The sequence below is a fragment of the Amycolatopsis sp. ATCC 39116 genome, from assembly GCF_000231075.2.
Lineage (GTDB): Bacteria > Actinomycetota > Actinomycetes > Mycobacteriales > Pseudonocardiaceae > Amycolatopsis_E > Amycolatopsis_E tucumanensis.
This window is the reverse complement of record NZ_AFWY03000034.1, coordinates 73,876-87,203: the sequence shown is the minus strand read 5'-3', so window position 1 is coordinate 87,203 and position 13,328 is coordinate 73,876. Positions and strand designations below refer to the sequence as shown.

The 13,328-nt window shown below is 74.7% G+C and carries 10 protein-coding genes; 3 read left to right on the top strand and 7 right to left on the bottom strand.

Features of this window, described 5'->3' with window-relative positions; all coding sequences use genetic code 11:
• Positions 1–54 precede the first annotated feature (54 nt).
• On the bottom strand, positions 55–630 hold the full coding sequence (locus AMY39116_RS0327960; RefSeq protein ID WP_020420915.1) for an NADPH-dependent FMN reductase: 576 nt from the start codon (positions 628–630) through the stop codon (positions 55–57).
• Between the two features lie 106 nt (positions 631–736).
• Between AMY39116_RS0327960 and AMY39116_RS0327955 the strand changes: the two genes are divergently transcribed.
• Entirely contained in the window at positions 737–3,955 is a 3,219-nt protein-coding gene (locus tag AMY39116_RS0327955) for a BTAD domain-containing putative transcriptional regulator (protein ID WP_020420914.1), read from the top strand.
• Here AMY39116_RS0327955 and AMY39116_RS0327950 read toward each other — a convergent pair.
• From AMY39116_RS0327950 to AMY39116_RS0327940, 3 genes are all read right to left on the bottom strand, one after another.
• Positions 3,937–4,512 (bottom strand): dihydrofolate reductase family protein, encoded by a 576-nt coding sequence (locus tag AMY39116_RS0327950; RefSeq protein WP_020420913.1) that lies wholly within the window; start codon positions 4,510–4,512, stop codon positions 3,937–3,939. The two genes, AMY39116_RS0327955 and AMY39116_RS0327950, sit on opposite strands and share 19 nt — an antisense overlap.
• A gap of 139 nt (positions 4,513–4,651) precedes the next feature.
• Positions 4,652–5,512 (bottom strand): NAD(P)-dependent oxidoreductase, encoded by an 861-nt coding sequence (locus AMY39116_RS0327945; RefSeq protein ID WP_020420912.1) that lies wholly within the window; start codon positions 5,510–5,512, stop codon positions 4,652–4,654.
• Positions 5,509–6,384 (bottom strand): NAD(P)-dependent oxidoreductase, encoded by an 876-nt coding sequence (locus tag AMY39116_RS0327940; RefSeq protein ID WP_020420911.1) that lies wholly within the window; start codon positions 6,382–6,384, stop codon positions 5,509–5,511. The genes AMY39116_RS0327945 and AMY39116_RS0327940 overlap by 4 nt, the downstream gene beginning before the upstream one ends.
• A 74-nt stretch (positions 6,385–6,458) precedes the next feature.
• Between AMY39116_RS0327940 and AMY39116_RS0327935 the strand changes: the two genes are divergently transcribed.
• On the top strand, positions 6,459–9,644 hold the full coding sequence (locus tag AMY39116_RS0327935; protein ID WP_027936274.1) for a BTAD domain-containing putative transcriptional regulator: 3,186 nt from the start codon (positions 6,459–6,461) through the stop codon (positions 9,642–9,644).
• A 603-nt stretch (positions 9,645–10,247) separates the two neighbouring features.
• Here AMY39116_RS0327935 and AMY39116_RS43665 read toward each other — a convergent pair.
• From AMY39116_RS43665 to AMY39116_RS0327920, 3 genes are all read right to left on the bottom strand, one after another.
• Complete coding sequence (locus tag AMY39116_RS43665; protein ID WP_369794351.1) at positions 10,248–10,625, bottom strand: adenylate cyclase; 378 nt, start codon at positions 10,623–10,625, stop codon at positions 10,248–10,250.
• Between the two features lie 198 nt (positions 10,626–10,823).
• Positions 10,824–11,207: a PPOX class F420-dependent oxidoreductase gene (locus AMY39116_RS0327925; RefSeq protein ID WP_020420908.1), complete on the bottom strand. Its 384-nt coding sequence runs from the start codon at positions 11,205–11,207 to the stop codon at positions 10,824–10,826.
• A 29-nt stretch (positions 11,208–11,236) separates the two neighbouring features.
• The gene (locus AMY39116_RS0327920; protein ID WP_235716236.1) at positions 11,237–11,824 is read right to left on the bottom strand and encodes a TetR/AcrR family transcriptional regulator; all 588 of its coding nucleotides are present in this window, start codon (positions 11,822–11,824) and stop codon (positions 11,237–11,239) included.
• Between the two features lie 87 nt (positions 11,825–11,911).
• Here AMY39116_RS0327920 and AMY39116_RS0327915 point away from each other — a divergent pair, with 87 nt between their 5' ends.
• Positions 11,912–13,294 (top strand): MFS transporter, encoded by a 1,383-nt coding sequence (locus tag AMY39116_RS0327915; protein WP_235716235.1) that lies wholly within the window; start codon positions 11,912–11,914, stop codon positions 13,292–13,294.
• The last annotated feature ends 34 nt before the right edge of the window (positions 13,295–13,328 follow it).

Genomic DNA, 13,328 nt, shown 5'->3' with positions numbered 1-13,328 from the left:
CCACCCGGCCCGCCCGGGCCGGCGACACCGCCGCGGCGCGGTCCGGCGAGGTCGTCACGACCGGCCCGCCCCGGTCAGCGCCCCGCGCGTGGCGGCGGCGAGGTCGTCGAGCAGCGCGGCCAGCGTGGCGCGCAGGTCCGCGTCGCGCAGCGCGCCGTCCGGGTCGAACGCGTTGTCCGCGCGGGGCACGCACAGCCGGCGCTCCACCACCTGCGCCCCGATGGCGGACAGCACCTGCCGCAGCTCCGCCTGGGACCACTCGGCGCCGTAGTCGCTCGGGCTCACGCCCGCCACGGCCACCGGCTTGCCCACCAGCACGCCCTCGCCATACGGGCGGGACGCCCAGTCCAGCGCGTTCTTCAACTGCCCGGGCAGGCTGCTGTTGTACTCCGGGGTGGCGATCAACAGGGCGTCGGCGCCGGCGATCGCCTCGCGCAGGGCCAGCACGCCCGGCCCCGGCTCCGCCTCGTGGTCCTCGTTGAACGGCTGCACGTCCGCCAGCCCCGTCCACAGGTCCAGTTCCGCGCCCGGCGGCGTCCGCAGCCCGCGCAGCAGGGTGGTGCTGTGGGAGGCGGCGCGCAGGCTGCCGGAGATGCCGAGCACGCGGACCGGCTTCGCGTCGTGAGTCATCAGGTGCTCCCTCGTCGGGTGATCGCTCTCGATCCCGACTCTGCGGGGCCGCGCTTACCGTGACCTTTTCGTCCGCTTACGGTCGCCGCGCCCGTAGGCTGGCGGCGTGCGGTTCGGGGTGCTGGGTCCGCTGGAGGTGCGGACCGCCGAGGGGGAGGCCGTCGTCGTCCCGGGGGCCAAGGTCCGGGCGCTGCTGGCCGACCTGCTCATCCACGCCGGCGAGCCGGTCCCCGCGCACCGGCTGATCGAGGACCTGTGGGAGCTGGACCCGCCCCGCGATCCCGCGGCCGCCCTGCAGGTCAAGGTCTCGCAGCTGCGCAGCGCGCTGGAGCGGGCCGCGCCCGGCGCCAGGGAACTCGTGGTGTCCCGGCCCGCCGGTTACCTGCTCGACGTGGAGCCGGACGCGGTCGACGCGAACCGGTTCACGAACCTGGTCTCAGCGGCACGGGCGGCGGAGTCGCCCGCGGACCGCGCTGCCCTGCTCGGCGAAGCGTTGTCGTTGTGGCGCGGGGACGCCTTCGCCGACTTCGCCGGCGCGCACTTCGCCGTCCCGGCGATCACCCGGCTGCACGACCTGCGGCTGACCGCGCTCGAAGACCGGATCGAGGCGCGGCTCGCGCTCGGCGAGCACGACCTGGTCGCGGGCGAGCTGGGCGACCTCATCGCCGCGCACCCGCTGCGCGAGCGACTGCACGGGTTGCGGATGCGCGCGCTCTACCAGGCCGGCAGGCAGGCGGAGGCGCTGGAGGCCTACGACCGGCTGCGGACCCGTCTCGTCGAGGAGCTCGGGCTGGAACCCGGCGCGGAGCTCGCCCGGTTGCACCAGGCCATCCTGCGGCGGGACCCCGCGCTGGAGGCCGCGCGGCCCGTGCGCCGGCCCGTCACCAACCTCCCCGAACCGGTCACCGACCTGATCGGCAGGGCCGAGGCCATCGACGCGGTGTCGGCCCTGCTGGCCGCGGACCGGGTGGTCACGCTGACCGGACCGGGCGGGGTCGGCAAGACGCAGCTCGCCCTGGCCGCGGCGCGCGAGTCGGCGAACCGGTTCCCGGACGGCACGTGGCTGGTCGAACTCGCCGGGTTCGCGCGGTCCGGCGACCGGGACCCGGACGCCGCGATCGCGGACCTCGTCACCTCGGCACTGGGCATCCGGGACGACGCGGCGCTGGTCCTCCCGCCCGCCGCCGGGCACACGCCGCCACTGCGACGGCTCGCGGAAGCGTTGCGGCACAAGCGGTTGCTGCTCGTGCTGGACAACTGCGAGCACCTGATCGCACCGGTGGCGCGGGTGGCCGAGGCGCTGGTGCGCGCCTCCCCCGGCCTCGTCGTCCTGGCGACCAGCCGCGAACCGCTGGGCGTCACCGGGGAACGGCTCTGGCCGGTGCCACCCCTGGACCTGCCCGGCCCGGCGGACGCGGATCCGGCCCGGCTGGCGGAATCCAGCGCAGTGCGGTTGTTCGTCGCCCGCGCGGCCGCGTCCGCCCCGGGGTTCGCGCTCCGCGCCGACAACCAGCGCGCCGTCGCGGCGATCTGCCGCACGCTGGACGGGCTCCCGCTGGCCATCGAACTCGCCGCCACCCGGGTGCGGGCGCTGGGCGTGCACGATCTGGCCCTGCGCCTGGAGGACCGCTTCCGCGTCCTCACCGCGGGCAGGCGGACGGCCCCGGCCCGGCAGCGGACGCTGCGCGCGATGATGGACTGGAGCTGGGACCTGCTGTCGGCCGCCGAACGCGCGGTCCTGTCGCGGCTGGCCGTGCACGCCGACGGCTGCACGCTCGCGGCCGCCGAGCACGTGTGCGCGGGCGAGCCGGCGGGCGACGTGCTGGAGGTGCTCGCCGGCCTGGTCGACCGGTCGCTGGTCGTGGCCGACACGACCGGGGACACGCGCTACCGCCTGCTGGAAACCGTCGCCGCCTACGGCCGGGAACGGCTTCAGGAGTCGGGCGAGGCGGAGCTGATCCGCCAGCGGCACGCCGGGTACTACGCCGGGTTCGCCGAACAGGCCGCCGACCGGTTGCGCGGCCACGACCAGCGGACGTGGCTGGAACGGATGGACGCCGAGTCGGCGAACCTGCGGGCCGCGCTCGCCACCGCCGTCGGGCAGGACGACGCCGCCACGGCGTTGCGCTTGGTCAACGCCGCGGCCTGGTACTGGTTCCTGCGCGGCAAGCACCAGGAGGCGCACCGGTGGATCACCCGCGCGCTGGCCGTGCCGGGGGACGCGCCGGGCGGCGCCAGGGCGGAGGCGACGGCGTGGCAGGCGGCGATGGGGTTCCTCACCGGCAGGCACACCGACCCGATGCGGGACAGCACCGAGGTGCTCGCCAAAGCAGGCGACGCGGCGGCACTGGCCAGGGCGCAGTGGTTGTTCGGGTTCGTCGGGCGCAGCGGCGCGCCGGACGCCGCCGCCGCGCTGATCGACCGCGCCGGCGCGGCCTTCCGGAAACTCGGCGACCGCTGGGGCCTGGCCGCGACGCTGTGGGCCCGCGCCGACCAGGCGATGCTGCGGGGCGACCTGAACGCGGCCGCGCGCGACGGCGCTGAGGCCGCGGCGTTGTTCGCCGACCTGGGTGACCGGTGGGGCCAGGTGCAGACGGCGAGCCTGCTCGGCGTGCTGGCCGAGATCGGCGGCGACCACGAACGGTCCGCGCGGCTGCACCGGGAAGCGCTGCGCAAGGCGGAGGAACTGGGGTTGTGGCCGGTGGCGTCCCACGAGCTGTCCCGCCTCGGGCGGCTGGCCCTGCTCGGCTCCGACCACGCCGCCGCGGAGGACCTGTCCCGCCGGGCCCTGCGGCTGGCCACGGAACACGCCTACGAACCGGGGATCAACCTGGCGCGGGGCGGGCTCGGGATGTCCGCCCGCCGCCGGGGCCTGCTCGACGTCGCCGAGGAGCACCTGCGGAACGTGCTCGCGTGGGAGCGCCGCATCAACTACCGGGTCGGGATCGCGTTCGCCCTCGCGGAACTGGGGTTCGCCGCCGAGCAGCGCGGCGACGCGGCAGCGGCGTGGTCACTGCACCGCGAAGGGCTGGACGCGGCGCGCGCGACCGGCGACCCCCGCGCGGTGGCGATCGCGCTGGAAGGTCTGGCCGGGGCGCACGTGCTGGCCGGCGAACCGGACCGGGCGGCCTGCCTGCTCGGCGTGGCCGCGGCGGCCAGGGAGTCGGCGGGCGCGCCGCTGCCGGCGGCCGAACGGTTCGACGTGGACCGCATCACCGCCGCGGCGCGCCGGCTCCTCGGCGAAGCCGCCTTCGCCGAGGAGTTCGACCGCGGCAGGCGCATCCCGCCGTCCGGCCTGCCGCTGGATCAGCGGACCACGTCGTAGACCAGCTTCTGGATGCCGTTCGAGTAGGACTCGCTCTCCAGCAGCTTCAGGCCCTGCTTGTCCTTGTCGGTGTCGCTGAACAGCCGCTTGCCCGCGCCGAGCAGGACCGGGAACACCAGCAGGTGGTACCGGTCGATCAGGCCGGCGTCGGAGAGGTTGCGGTTGAGCGTGGCGCTGCCGTGGACGGTGATCGGCCCGCCCTCGGTCTCCTTCAGCGCCGCCACGTCGTCCAGCGACCGCAGGATGGTGATCTCGCCCCAGTTCGTGACGAGTTCCTCCTCCTTCAGCGTGGTCGACACGACGTACTTCGGCATCGCGTTGTAGCGGGGGAACTCCTCGGTCATCCCCGGCCACACCGGGGAGAACGCCTGGTAGCTGACGCGGCCCAGCAGCATCGCGGCGGCCTCGTCCTGCTCGCGGGCCTTGATCTCGTAGGCCGCCGCGTCGAACTCGATGCCCTGGAAGGTCCAGCCGGAGTTCCGGTAGCCCGGCTCGCCGCCAGGGGCTTCGACGACGCCGTCGAGCGAGACGAACGCGGTGGTGATCAGGGTGCGCATGGAGGACTCCTCGGGTTCATCCGGCGGTGCTTTCATCAGTGCATCGATCGAGCATCGCCGGAATCGACACCTTCCGCGAAGTTTTTTTCCGGCGGCCGGGCTGTGCGGTGCTCGTGCCGGGCACGAGCACCGCACCGGCTCACCGCTTGGCGACGACCTCCCACAGGCTGGTCCAGTTGTCGCCGCCGTGGCCCGCGGCGATCGCGCGGTCGTAGTGCGACTTGACCGCCTCGGGCAGGGCGAGGTCCACGCCCGCGTCCCGGCACGCCTGCAGGATGTGCTCCGCGGTCGCGCCCATCATCGTGGCCGTGCTCAGGTCGCCGGGATAGGCGCGCGCTCCGATCTGGCTCACCGTCTCGTCCAGGTACGCCGCCGCCAGGCCCGAGACCTCCCGGGCGAAGGGCACGAGCCGCTCCGGCTCGGCGCCTTCGGCCGCCAGCAGCGCGAAGGCCTGCAGGTAGGCCGACAGCGAGGTGAGGAAGACCGTCAGCTCCGCCTGGTAGAACAGCTGCGCCAGGCCGTGGTCCTCTCCCAGGTACTCGGGCCTGCCGAGGTGCCGCAGCACCGGCTCGTGCTTGGTGAAGACGTCCTGTGGCCCGCTGTAGAACACGTACGAGGCCTCGGCTCCGACGAGCGGCGCCGGGACCATGATCCCGCCGGCCACCAGCGTCGCGCCGCGCTCGGCGAGCCAGGCCGCGGCTTCGCGGGTGCGCTGCGGGGTGTCCGAGCTGAGGTTGACCACGACGCGCCCGGCGAGCGCCTCCCCGGCGTCGCCGAGCACGTCGTACATCGCCTGGTAGTCGGTGAGGCTGAGGATCACCAGCTCGGCGGCCCGCACCGCCTCGGCGGGGCTGGCCGCGAGGACGGCGCCGCGGGCGACGACGTCGTCGGCGCGGCTCTTCGTGCGGTTCCAGACGGTGACTGCGGTGCCGTGGTCGAGCAGCACCCGCACCATGGCCTGTCCCATGGGGCCCAGGCCGATCAGGGTCGCGTTGGTCATGCGTCGTCCTTCCTGAGGTCGTCGATGATTCCGGTGAGGTCCTCGTGGCCGTGCCCGCCGGCGGCCCGCTGCCGCATGAGCCTGCCGAGCGGGGCGAGCAGTTCGGAGCTGACGCCCTGCTCGTCGGCGGTGCGGTGGAGGTTGTCGAAGCCGGCGGCCTGCATGCCGAGGTTGGAGACGACGCCGGTGGCGTAGTCGCGGCTGTCGAACTGCTTCGCGGCGGCCTCCGCCCAGCCGCCCATGGCCTGCAGCCAGCGGGTGAGCAGCGGCGCGAAGTCGGTCGCGGGCGCGCCGTCCGAAGTGGCGAGCGCGAGGGACTGCAGGACGCCCGCGAACATCCCGTACATGCCGGTGAGCAGCGCGATGTCGGTCAGCGCGGCGCGGCCGACGTCCTCGCCGAGGTAGACGCTCTCGCCGAAGACGTCCAGGGCCGGGCGGGCGCGGTCGAACGCCGCGCGGGATCCGCTGTAGAGCACGAACGCTGCCGGGGTGCCGATCATCGGCGGCACGGCCATGATGCCGCCGTCGAGGTAGTCGGCGCCCTGGCAGGCGGCCCATTCGGCGAACTCGCGAGCCTGCCCGGGGGTGCCGTTGGTGAGGTTGACGAGGGTGCGGCCCTGCAGGTGCCCGGCGCCGAGCACGTCGCGGACGGAGTCGTAGTCGAGCAGGCAGGCGACGACGACCGGGCTCGCGGCGACGGCCTCGGCGGGGCTGGCGGCCCGTGCGGCGCCGCGGGCCACGAGGGCGTCGGCCTTCGCCGCGGTCCGGTTCCACACGGTCACCGGGTGGCCCGCCGACAGCAGCGCTCCGGCGAGCGCGGTGCCCATGGCGCCGAGGCCGAGCACCGTGATGGATGGCTTGTCAGTGGTCATGTCGTGAAGGTGCCGGAGCGCTCGCACGGTTCACGCACGGTTTTCTGTCGGTGCCCGTCGCTACTGTCGGTGGCGTGAGGTTTTCAGTGCTGGGTCCGCTCGCCGTGCAGGCGGCCGACGGCGCCGCGGTGGCGGTGCCGGAGGCGAAGGTGCGCGCGCTGCTGGCCGACCTGCTGGTGCACGAGGGCAGGCCGGTCCCGGTGTCGCGCCTGGCCGACGACCTGTGGGGCGAGCGGCTGCCGGGCAACCCGGCCAACACGTTGCAGACGAAGATCTCGCAGCTGCGCCGCGCGCTCGAGGCGGCCGAGCCGGGCGCTCGCGCGCTCGTGGTGCGGCAGCCGCCGGGTTACGCGTTGCGGGTGCCGGAGGACGCGGTGGACGCCGGGCGGTTCCGGGCGCTGGTGGGGCGCGCGAAGGCAGGGCGGGATCCGGCGCGGACGGCCGCGCTGCTGCGGGAAGCGCTGGCGCTGTGGCGGGGGCAGGCGCTGGCGGACTTCGCGGAGGAGCCGTTCGCCGCCGGGTACGCACAGCGGCTGGAGGAGGAGCGGCTCGCGGCGGTCGAGGAGCTGGCGCAGGCCCGGCTGGCGCTCGGCGAGCACGCGGAGCTGGCGGGCGAGCTGGGCGATCTCGTGGCGGAGCACCCGTTGCGGGAACGGTTGCGCGCGTTGCACATGCGGGCGCTGTACCGATCGGGGCGGCAGAGCGAGGCGCTCGCCTCCTACACGGCGTTGCGGGAGCGGCTGGCCGATGAGCTCGGCCTGGAGCCGGGGCCGGAGCTGGTGCGGTTGCAGCAGGCGATCCTGCGCCAGGACCCGGCTCTGGATCCGGCTCCGGAGCCGGGTCCGCGGTCGAACCTGCCGGTGCCGCTGACGGATCTGGTCGGCCGGGAGGCGGCGGTGCGCGAGGTCCGGCAGGCGCTGGAGCACGCGCGGCTGGTCACGTTGACCGGCCCCGGCGGGGTCGGCAAGACGCGGCTCGCGCTGGAGGTCGCCGGCGGGCTCGCGGCGCCGGACGGGGTGTGGCTGGTGGAGCTCGCCGGGCTGGGCGAGCACGGTCCGGCGGGCCCGGCCGAGGCGGTCGCGGCGGTGCTCGGGGTGCGGGACGACGCGGACGATCTGACGGCGCGGCTGGCGGACGCGGTGCGGGACCGGCGGTTGCTGCTGGTCCTGGACAACTGCGAGCACCTGGTCGAACCGGTCGCCGCGCTGGCGGCCCGGCTGCTCGCCGCGGCGCCGGGGCTGCGGATCCTCGCCACGAGCCGGGAACCGCTCGGGCTCACCGGCGAGACACTGTGGACGGTGCCGCCGCTGGGCATCCCCGCCGCCGGTCACGCCGACCGGGAGCGGCCGGCCGCGGAGGTGCTGCCGTCGGTGCGGGAGTTCAGCGCGGTGCGGCTGTTCGTCGCGCGGGCCGCGGCCGCGGCGCCGGGGTTCGCGCTCACCGAAGGGAACGTGCACGCGGTCGCCGGGATCTGCCGCACGCTCGACGGGTTGCCGCTGGCGCTGGAACTCGCCGCCACGCGGGTGCGGGCGCTCGGCGTGCGCGAGCTGCTGGCGCGGCTGGGCGACCGGTTCCGGTTGCTGGCCACCGGCGCCCGGGACGCGCCGGCGCGCCAGCGGACGCTGCGCGCGATGATCGACTGGAGCTGGGAGCTGCTGTCCACTTCGGAGCGTGAGGTGTTGCGGCGGCTCGCGGTGCACGCCGAGGGGTGCGGGCTGGAGGCGGCCGAGGAGGTGTGCGGGGGCGAGCCGGGCGAGGTGCTCGACGTGCTGGGGCGGCTGGTCGACCGGTCGCTGGTGGTGTGCGAGCACGGCGAGCTGGGCCCGCGGTACCGGCTGCTGGAGTCGGTGCGCGCGTACAGCCTCGAGCGGCTGGCCGAAGCGGGCGAGGCCGAGCCGGTCCGGTCACGGCACGCGCGGCACTACACGGCGCTCGCGGAACGCGCGGACCCGTTGCTGCGCCGCACCGGTCAGTGCCACTGGCTGGAGACGCTGGACGCGGAGTCGGCGAACCTGCGGGCGGCGCTCGACACCCTGGTCCGCCAGGGGGCCGCGGACGAGGCGCTGCGGTTGGTGACGAGCCTGGCGTGGTACTGGTTCCTGCGCGGACGGCTGGGCGAGGCGCTCCGATCGTTGCGGACGGCGCTGGCCGTACCCGGCGAGGTGGCACCCGGCCGGCGGGCCGCGGCGCGGGCCTGGCTGGCGGGGCTCGGCGTGCTGGCCGGCGGGCGCTTCGACCCGGCGGTGGCCGAGGAGGCCGCGACGATCCCCGACGTGGCGGTGCGGTCGCGGGCGCTGTGGTTCCTGGGGTACGTGCTGGGGACGGTCGCGGATCTGACCGGGGCGTCGAAGCTGACCAGCGCGGCGCTCGACGGGTTCGCGTCGCTGGGCGACCGGTGGGGCACGGCGGCGGGGCTCGCCGAATCGGCCAGTCAGCTGATCGCGCGCGGCGAGCTGGCCGGTGCCCACGCGGCCGCGGAGGAGAGCGCCGCGATCTTCGCCGAGGTGGGTGACCGGTGGGGCCAGGTGCAGGCGTCGTTCGCGCTGGGCACGCTGGCCGAGTTCGAGGGCCGCTACGCCGACGCCGAGCGGTTGCACACCGAGAGCCTGCGGCGGGCCGAGCAGCTGGGGTTGTGGCCGGAGGTGTCCTACCAGCTGTCGTGGCTGGGCCGGACCGCGTTGCTCGCGGGGGATTTCGCCGAGGCGCGGCGCCTGCACGAGCGGGCGGAGCGGGTGGCGGTGGAAAGCGGTTTCACGCCGGGCGAGATGTACGCGCGGACGGGACTCGCGCTGGGCGCCCGCCGGGAGGGCGCGCTGGACGAGGCGGAGCGGCAGTTGCGCGTGCTGCTGGACTGGCACGGGCTGGTCGAGAACGAGCCGGGCAACACCCTGGTGTGCGCCGAACTGGGCTTCGTAGCCGAACTCCGCGGCGACGCCGACGGCGCGTTCACCTGGCACCGCCGAGCACTGACCATCGCCCGGCGCGGTTCGGACCCGCGGGCGGTCGCGCTGGCGCTGGAAGGCCTCGCCGGAGCCCACGCCCTGGCCGGAGCCCACACGCTGGCCGCGCGCCTGCTGGGCGCCGCGGACCACGCCCGCCGCTCCGTGGGAACCCCGCTCCCCCAAGCCGAACGCGGCGACGTCGACCGCATCGAGGCCAAGGCCCGAACAGCCCTCGGCGAGGAACCCTACGCGGCAGAGCACGCCCTCGGCGCCGGCCTGGCGCTGGACGACCTGGTCACGGAAGGCCAGCCCGCGTGAGCACCTGGCGCCGCTCCACGACGCAACGGCCGCGGAAGCCGGTCGCGGCCGTGGCGCGGTGGGGCGACGGCCGCGGACACCGGTCGTACGGCCGCCGCGTCGTTGGAGGGCGACGGCCCCGGAAAGCCAGCTGCGTGGCTGGCTGGTGGAGGGCTGGGTGGCGTGCCGGTGCGGCTCCCTCCCGGAGGGCGCGGTGGGGCGGTGGCACTACTGGATGGGGAGAGGCAAGCGCTTGCGGCCCGCCCCCAAGCCGCCTTCCCCAGCCAGCCGCACCTATCGCCCACGCCACCTCCCGGGCCGGCCACGCCACCTCCCGGGCCCGGCCACGCCACCTCCCGGGCCCGGCCACGCCACCTCCCGGGCCGGCCACGCCACCTCCCGGGCCGGCCGCGCCAAGCAACCCGCCTCCGCGAGCCGGTCGCGCCCGCCAAGCAAGCCGCCTTCCCTAGCCAACCGCACCCGCCACCCAACCCACCTACCCGAGCCCGCCGCACCCACTACCCGACCACCCTCCCCAGCCAGCCGTGCTCAGCCGCCCCGGCAAGCACCTGCCGCCAACCGAACCACGCCGGCCGCCCAGAGCCGGCCCGCGCCAACTCCTCCTCAGAAGCGGAGCCGCGGGATCGATGCCAGGTCGATCCCGTAGCGCGCGTACACCTTGATCGTGTTCTCGCCCGTCAACCGGTCCTCCGGGAAGCCGAGCAAGCCCGCGACCCGCACGACCTCGGCCACCGTGGCGGCTTCGATCTCCAGGTAGGGCGGGATGAGCGGCCACTCGTCGATCTCCAGCCGCGCGCCGTCCAGGGTGAAGCTCGTGCGGCGGTTCTCCTGGTAGGACTTCGGCGTGAAGCCGAGGAGGCCGAGCAACTCCTGAGCGCCCGCGAAGTCGCCGACCGTCACCTCGGCCTCGTGTGTGCCGTCGATGGCGTCGCTGCGGATTTCCTTGACGCACAATGTCGTCTCGGCGCCAGTGTCGCGCAACCGGATCCACTTCGACCGGTGCCCGGCGTCACGTCGTAAACGTAACGCCGCATCAGCCGCGGCCCTCCGATCCGCTCCCCGCCCGCACGCAGGATGCGGGCCGCGACGCGCGCGGGGTCGATGTCGAGGACCTTGGCTTCGTGCTCGATCGGCACTGGTCTCCCTTCGCCGGTGGCGGTCGAGCCTAGCGGCCGTTGATCACCCCACCGATCGGCTCGCCCGGGGACCGTCCAGCCCCCACGAGATGATCCACGCCGGGGTGATCCGGATGATCTCCCGCGAGAAGTACGGCACCGGCGGCTCCTGATCGGTCAGCGCCACCGCGCTGCCACGGATCTCGATGCCCCGCGGCACCCACGGGTCCACCGTCGCCAGGTCGTCCACCACGAACGACACCGTGCTGCCCCGCTGGACGTTGCGGAACTTCTTCGACGCGCCCAGCGCGTGCCCGCCGATGACGATCACGCCGTCGACGACGAAGAAGTTCACCGGGTTGTTCTGCACCTGCCCGCCCGGCGACACCGTGGCGAGCCTGCCGAGGGGCTGGGACGTCAGGTAATTCAGTTCTGCTTCCGTGAACACGGGCGCGATTCTGCGGGTTGACGCGAACGTCAATGCAAGTCCGGCGGCGCCAGCAATGACCGGACCGTCGCGCTCACTACAGCGGGCGCGTCGGCCGCGCTCAACCGTCCGGCGCGGTTCTCCTCGGCGGCCCCGTTGAGGACGTAGTGCACGACGTTGACCAGCCACGTGACCGGCAGGTCCGTCCGGAACACGCCTTGCCGCCGGCCCCGCCGGACGAGGTCCTCCACCCGGTTGGCCGCGTCGCCGTGCAGTTCGCGGATGCGCGCCGCCGGCAGGAGCCCTTCGGCGGCCTGCAGCAGCTTCGTCGACTCGGCCACCAGCGACCAGCTGGGCGCGATCAGCCGCGCCAGGGCGTCCCGCGCGTCGCCGTCGAGGTCGACCGCGGACAGGACCTCCTCGCCGGCCCGGATGGCGTCGGCGAGCGCGGCCTCGACCAGCGCCGCGCGATTGGGGAAGTGCCCGTACAACGTCATCCGGCCCACCCCGGCGGCCTTCACGATGTCGTCGATGCTCGCGTCCGGATCCCGGCTGAGCACCTCCCTGGCGGCGGTGACGATGCGGGCGATGCTGCGCTCGGCGTCGGCGCGCCGGCGCGGTCGTGCGGAAGTGCTCACCACCGAAGTCTATCTCGGACGGGAATGTACGAGTTAGCATGGCGGTTGTAAGTCGTACTTCGTCGTACGAGTTAACCGGAGATGATCATGTCGGATTCGTTCGCAAGACCCGGTGCGCACCCGCTGCGGTGGCGCATCCTCGGCTTCCTCGGGGTCGCCCAGCTGATGCTGATCCTCGACGTCACGGTGGTGGCGATCGCGCTGCCGCACATCGAGACCGAGCTCGGCATGAGCCGCGAGGCGATGACCTGGGTGGTCAGCGCGTACACGCTCACCTTCGGCGGGCTGCTGCTGCTCGGCGGCAGGCTCGCCGACCTCGCCGGCGCCAAGCGGATCGCGCTCGCCGGGCTGGTGGTCTTCACGCTGGCTTCGCTGGTGACCGGGCTGGCCGGGTCGTCCGCCGTGCTGCTGGGCGGCCGGATCGCGCAGGGCGTCGGCGCGGCGCTGTTGTCGCCGTCGGCGTTGTCGCTGGTCGTGGGGCTCTTCGAGGGCGACGAGCGGAACAAGGCGCTGGGTGTGTGGTCGGCGCTGGGCGGCGGTGGCGCGGCCCTCGGCGTGCTGCTGGGCGGGCTGCTCACCGCGGGGCCGGGCTGGCCGTGGGTGTTCTGGATCAACGTGCCGATCGGGCTCGTCATCGTCGCCGCGTTGGCGCGGATGCTGCCGCGCACCGCGCCGGTGGTCCCGGGCGCGCGGCTGGACGTGCTGGGCGCGCTGCTCGTCACCGCCTCGTCCGGGGCGCTGGTGTACGCCCTGATCAACGCCGGGGACCAGGGCTGGCTGACCGCGACGACCGGGTGGCTGGTGCTGGCGGCCGCGGTCGGGTACGTGGCGTTCGTGGCGTGGCAGCGCCGGACGAAGGCGCCGCTGATGGACGTCCGGCTGCTGGTCCGCCGCCCGGTGGCGACGGGCACGTTCCTCATCCTGATGGCGACGGCGCTGACGGTCGCGGTGTTCTTCCTCGGGACGTTCTACTTCCAGCAGGAGCGCGGGTTCAACGCGCTGGTGACCGGGTTGCTGTTCCTGCCGGTGGCGCTGCTGACGATGGCCGCGGCCAACCTCACCGGGCGGGTCATCGGGCGGTTCGGCGCGCGCCCGCTCGCGGTGGCCGGGCTGCTGGTCGCCGCCATCGGCCTGGTGGTTCCCGCGCTCGTCATGAACGCCGTGGTGGTGGCGATCAGCATCGCGGTCGCGGGCGCCGGCACCGGGGTGTTGTTCGTGGTGGCGTCGGCGACGGCTCTGGGGCAGGTCGCGCCGCACGAGGCCGGGATCGCGTCGGGGATCGTGAGCACGTTCCACGAGTTCGGAGCTTCGCTGGGGGCCGCGGTGGTGTCGAGCGTCGCGGCGGCGAGCCTGGTCGCGGAGACGCTCGCCGGGTTCCGCGGCGGGTTCCTGGTGTTCGCCGTGACGGCCGCGGTGGCCGCGATCGCCGCGGGCGCGCTGTCGCCGGGCCGCCCGTCGGTGAAGGTCTGACGACCCGGCCGGTTACGCCGGGCGGTGGCGTGGC

Bases quoted from the DNA above. Each gene is read 5' to 3' on its own strand.
- AMY39116_RS0327945 (WP_020420912.1), bottom strand. From the start codon at position 5,512: ATGACCAACGCGACCCTGATCGGCCTGGGCCCCATGGGACAGGCCATG.
- AMY39116_RS0327950 (WP_020420913.1), bottom strand. From the start codon at position 4,512: ATGCGCACCCTGATCACCACCGCGTTCGTCTCGCTCGACGGCGTCGTC.
- AMY39116_RS0327915 (WP_235716235.1), top strand. From the start codon at position 11,912: ATGTCGGATTCGTTCGCAAGACCCGGTGCGCACCCGCTGCGGTGGCGC.
- AMY39116_RS0327940 (WP_020420911.1), bottom strand. From the start codon at position 6,384: ATGACCACTGACAAGCCATCCATCACGGTGCTCGGCCTCGGCGCCATG.
- AMY39116_RS0327960 (WP_020420915.1), bottom strand. From the start codon at position 630: ATGACTCACGACGCGAAGCCGGTCCGCGTGCTCGGCATCTCCGGCAGC.